4 protein-coding genes and 1 pseudogene are annotated in these 3,596 nt (G+C 34.0%); 1 reads left to right on the top strand and 4 read right to left on the bottom strand.

The genetic code is table 11. The features are described 5' to 3' along the window. From KPL50_RS26085 to KPL50_RS26070, 4 genes are all read right to left on the bottom strand, one after another. Positions 1-319 (bottom strand): hypothetical protein (locus KPL50_RS26085; protein WP_216301402.1); only part of this gene is annotated, 319 nt, incomplete at its 3' end. 342 nt (positions 320-661) lie between these two features. Next, the gene (locus tag KPL50_RS26080) at positions 662-1,087 is read right to left on the bottom strand and encodes a hypothetical protein (protein WP_216301401.1); all 426 of its coding nucleotides are present in this window, start codon (positions 1,085-1,087) and stop codon (positions 662-664) included. Next, positions 1,063-1,824, bottom strand: coding sequence for a ParA family protein (locus KPL50_RS26075; protein ID WP_216301400.1), 762 nt, complete (start codon positions 1,822-1,824; stop codon positions 1,063-1,065). Before KPL50_RS26075 ends, KPL50_RS26080 begins: the two co-directional genes overlap by 25 nt. Continuing rightward, positions 1,824-1,991, bottom strand: a complete 168-nt coding sequence (locus KPL50_RS26070; protein WP_153882491.1) for a hypothetical protein — start codon at positions 1,989-1,991, stop codon at positions 1,824-1,826. Before KPL50_RS26070 ends, KPL50_RS26075 begins: the two co-directional genes overlap by 1 nt. 961 nt (positions 1,992-2,952) lie before the next feature. Between KPL50_RS26070 and KPL50_RS26065 the strand changes: the two are divergent. Then, positions 2,953-3,596: pseudogene (locus KPL50_RS26065) on the top strand (alpha-galactosidase); the annotation flags it as partial.

Below are 3,596 nucleotides of genomic sequence, written 5' to 3'. Positions count from 1 at the left end.
GATCACTTTTTCCCATTACCTTTTCTATAGTTCCATTTTTAAGTTCAGCTGCTAGAGCTAAAATATTAGTTATAACTTTACTAAGCTCTTGGAGCTGCACTTGAGATTTAGAAAGGTTCGTTTCAAGTGTAGTCGATAAGGTTTCTTCATCATGCCATTTGGATATTTGATTCTCATATAAACATATGAAATCTAATTGCTCCGAAAATACCTTAATAACTCTTTCTACTATTTCATCATTCAAAACATATGGTTTAGATTGCGCCTTCAAAAGATTTTTATATTGATCTTTAGCTTCTTCTAGTTGACCAGATATCATTGTAGACATCATAGGTAGCATATTAATCTATTTGTTTTTTTTCATACTAAGGCTACCATCCATTGATTTTATTTTTGAGTTTAACGCGATATATATTTATTTTAAACATTAACGTCACCGTGCCCATTCACGGTGACGTGTACGTGCCCGTGAATGCATATATTTCCTTGAAATTATCATTTCTATCAACGATTTTACCGTGAATTACATCTTTGTAAAATCAGGATGTAACACGATTTTTTTTACAATCCGTACTTGCCATTTATTAGCATTTTCAGTTAATGATAAAAGTCACTTTTCTAGAACATTAAAATAATTATAGATATAAGTTTACATCATAATTTATTTTTTCACAGCAGCCATAAGCATATCCATAGCCATTCTAAATATCTCTGATTCTTTTATCCTTTTTCCTTTATTTTTCTTAGTTAATTGTTTTGATAGATCCTTTACAAAATCCGATTGATCTTTTCTTAAATAGGCTACACACCTTACAAATTGTTCATTATTACTTAGTAAGGAATCTAGTACCGAATCCGTGTCCGTAGCCATATTTGTGCTTGTAACCGCAGTCGGGTTTGTGTCCGTGCACGGTGACGTGTACGTGCCCGTGGCTATATCTGTATTATCATCAGTGTTTTCAATGCTTGCGACATCAATGGTACTCTTGAAAAATGCATCTGCACCTTGTCCTTTTTTCACTCCCTGTAATTGAAGTTCATTTACTTTTTTCATTTTATCGGCTAGGCTAATTTTGTTGCGTCCCATGCTATAACCTCCTTAGCTAATTCTTGATAGGAAATAGATCCTTCAAATTTTTTATCAAAGGTCATAATAGGCTCACCAGCTAGCACTGCATCTGGAAATTTTATTGATTTTTTTATCATGGAATGAAAAACAGGATAATTCTTTTTAAGCTCTGCAACTACATCTTTGTGGTGTGTTGTTCTACTGTCGTATAAAGTTACTAATATACCCATTAAGGTAAGTTTTTTATTTAATCTTTTTACCTTAGCCATGGTTTTTTCAAGCAAATTGAAGCCTCTTAATGCGAGATACTCCGGCGCCATAGGTACAATTACAAAATCACATGCAGCTAATGCATTAATAGTTAAAAGTCCAAGAGAAGGAGGGCAGTCGATTAATATATAGTCAAAGTCTGCTTTCACTGGATCAAGCGCATCCCTTAATTTAAATTCGCGACCTACCTCAGATACTAGTTCCATCTCTGCTGCAGAAAGGTCTATGGTAGATGGTACAAAGTATAGAAGATCATCAAATAAAATTAGTTTTTTTATATCCACATCTTCAACCAATGCATTATAAATTGTTTTTTCTAAATTCTCCGGCTCAAGACCTATTGAAATTGTTAAACTGGCCTGAGGGTCTAGATCTATCATTAAGACTTTCATGCCAAGCTGGGTAAGAGCTACTCCTAAATTCAATGTTGATGTTGTCTTACCAACACCTCCCTTTTGATTGCTTACTGCAATGATTTGTGCCATTATATATCCCCTCCGTCTAGTTCCTTTTTTATACCTTCTTTAATGTATGTAACCATTTGTGCGGATCTACTCCGTTCACTTTTTTTCGCTATTTCTTTTAGCTGTTTTTCTAGTTCTATACTCATAACGACAGGTACAATAACATGAGTTTCTTTATTAATTGCCATTGTAACACCTCCAATTAGCGTTAGTATATCATGGTTATTAACTGTTAACAACTACAATTAAAAAGTACTGCAAGCTTAAATTAGATCTGAAATTTTGGCCAAACTTACTCACTGCCCGAAAAAATATAATCTATTAAAGTATTTAAACATTAATCTTTCTATTTAGTCTTAGCCGCAGTCAGTAAACTAACCAAAGCAAATAAAATACTCCCCCTTCCCCAGGGGGAACAAATCCTGCTGCAGTGCAGCAGGATTTGTTTTTATTAACCGTACTAATATTAAAAGATTTTTACATAAATTAGATATAAAGCCTCGCGACCCTCGGGTGAAAAATGGACAGGTTTTCACCTCAGCCGATCAGAGCAGTGACCGTGTTCTGAGAATTTAGAGTTTCAAAAAACAAATTTATAGTAGAGGTCAGAAACTCGTCCATTTTTCACGGCAAATGGGCAGGCCTACCCGCCACTTCGTACCTCAGTAGCTGGGCTAGTCCATTTGCCCGCAACCTACAAGTTTTAAAAAATAGTTAGTTTTTAAAGTTTCCTTTTGAAGACTAATATTGATGATGTAATATTATATGTATTTATGAAACCTTATTATAATAAGGCATTACTATTGGTACTTCTAGTATGCGGTTCTAAGCCCAAAACCCCGTAATTTTTGAAAATGTAAGTAGCTGCTCTTAGTCTATATATCACTAGGCACATAAAACGATTTGGTGATTATGTAATTGATTTAAAAAACATACCAAATGCCATAGATATGTCTGTTTCAATACCTATGAAACAAGATATAGCCACATGATGGATAATAAATCCATCATGTGGCCAGTTTTTATATGTATGTCGGCTGTACACGATTGTAAACATTTAGCAATGTATTGTATACATTGAAGCATGGAATAAAAATCAAATTGCGATATAATAATTTTAGAAAATAAAAGAAAGGGAGGTAAACAGCAATGATTAAGAAAATAGTTAATTTAGGCGAACCGTCTTGGATTACAATTGAAACTGACAATGAAAAAATATCCAAGGGTTATGAAAAAAATGAGGTTTATGTAAACGATGTAGAAATCAGTTTAGAAAATTCTGAAAAACATTTGAGCATTTATCTAAGTGCAATAAAGACACCGGTTAAGTATGTTAAATTGAGATGGAATCTAAAGTTATCCAAAAAAGGACGTATACTTGGAGATGAATGGGAAAGAGGATATGGCTACATGGGATTTAGGGGTATGAGTGCAAATCGTATTCTTCCTTGGTACTTCATAGTATCTCAAGAAGATAAAACATATGGATATGGTGTAGCTGTACAACCTTCTGCAATGTGTTTCTGGCAAGTGGATACAGAAGGAATTACTCTATTTTTAGACGTAAGATGTGGAGGAGATGGAGTTCTTTTAAATGGACGCAAATTAAAAATGGCAACTGTTATTGCTATGGAAATTGAGGAAGCATCAACTTTTGAAGCGGCTGAAGAGTTTTGTAGAGAAATGTGTCCAAATCCAATTTTTCCTGATCACCCTGTATATGGGAGCAACAATTGGTATTATGCTTATGGAGATAGCTCAGAAGAAGAAATATTGAGTGATACAGATTATGT

Source organism: Clostridium sp. CF012 (genome assembly GCF_018861755.1).
In the GTDB taxonomy this organism is placed as follows: Bacteria; Bacillota; Clostridia; order Clostridiales; family Clostridiaceae; genus Clostridium_AD.
The sequence above is the reverse complement of the archived record's forward strand: the minus strand, read 5'-3'. Positions and strand labels throughout refer to the sequence as shown.